The sequence below is a fragment of the Brevundimonas diminuta 3F5N genome (assembly GCF_900163625.1).
Classification (GTDB): domain Bacteria; phylum Pseudomonadota; class Alphaproteobacteria; order Caulobacterales; family Caulobacteraceae; genus Brevundimonas; species Brevundimonas diminuta_A.
On the sequence record NZ_FUIE01000076.1, the window covers coordinates 1 to 1,239 of the forward strand.

Sequence of the window (1,239 nt, forward strand, 5' to 3'; positions counted from 1 at the left end):
TACGCTTACGCTTACACTTACTGTGCGACCTCAAGGGCCGCCCGTCGATTACTCGACGATCTTGGCCACGACGCCGGCGCCGACGGTGCGGCCGCCTTCACGGATGGCGAAGCGCAGCTTCTCTTCCATCGCGATCGGCGTGATCAGCTCGACGTCCAGCTCGGCGTTGTCGCCCGGCATGATCATCTCGACGCCTTCCTTCAGGCGCACGATGCCGGTCACGTCCGTCGTGCGGAAGTAGAACTGCGGGCGGTAGTTCGTGAAGAACGGCGTGTGACGGCCGCCTTCTTCCTTGTTCAGGATGTAGGCTTCAGCCACGAACTTCGTGTGCGGGGTGATCGAACCCGGCTTGCACAGCACCTGGCCGCGCTCGACGTCTTCACGCTTGGTGCCGCGCAGCAGCACGCCCACGTTGTCGCCGGCTTGACCCTGGTCCAGCAGCTTGCGGAACATTTCAACGCCCGTGCAGGTCGTCTTCTGAACCGGACGGATGCCGACGATTTCGACTTCTTCACCGACCTTGACGATGCCGCGCTCGACGCGACCCGTCACCACGGTGCCGCGGCCCGAGATCGAGAACACGTCTTCCACCGGCATCAGGAACGGCATGTCGATCGGACGTTCCGGCTGCGGAATGTAGGCGTCGACCGCCGCCATCAGCTCCAGAACGCGCTCGGCGCCGATGTGCGGGTCACGGTCTTCAACCGCGGCCAGGGCCGAGCCCTTGACGACCGGCAGGTCGTCGCCCGGGAACTGGTACGAGCTGAGCAGCTCGCGCACTTCCATTTCCACCAGCTCCAGCAGTTCCTCGTCGTCGACCATGTCGACCTTGTTCAGGAACACCACCAGGGCCGGAACGCCGACCTGACGCGACAGCAGGATGTGCTCGCGCGTCTGCGGCATCGGGCCGTCAGCAGCCGAGCAAACCAGGATCGCGCCGTCCATCTGAGCCGCGCCCGTGATCATGTTCTTCACGTAGTCGGCGTGGCCCGGGCAGTCCACGTGCGCGTAGTGACGGTTGGCCGTCTCATACTCGACGTGCGACGTGTTGATCGTGATGCCGCGCGCTTTTTCTTCCGGCGCGTTGTCGATGTCGGCGTAGTTCATCGCCTTGCCGCCGCCGGCCTTCGCCAGCGTCATCGAGATCGCCGCCGTCAGCGTCGTCTTGCCGTGGTCAACGTGACCGATCGTGCCGATGTTCACGTGCGGCTTCGTGCGTTCGAACTTTTCCTTGGCCAT

1 protein-coding gene is annotated in these 1,239 nt (G+C 64.2%); it reads right to left on the reverse strand.

Going from position 1 to position 1,239, the window contains the following annotated elements; translation table 11 throughout:
* Positions 1–48 precede the first annotated feature (48 nt).
* The coding region (gene tuf / locus FM111_RS13645) for an elongation factor Tu (RefSeq protein ID WP_087141476.1) at positions 49–1,239 on the reverse strand (1,191 nt) is incomplete at its 5' end.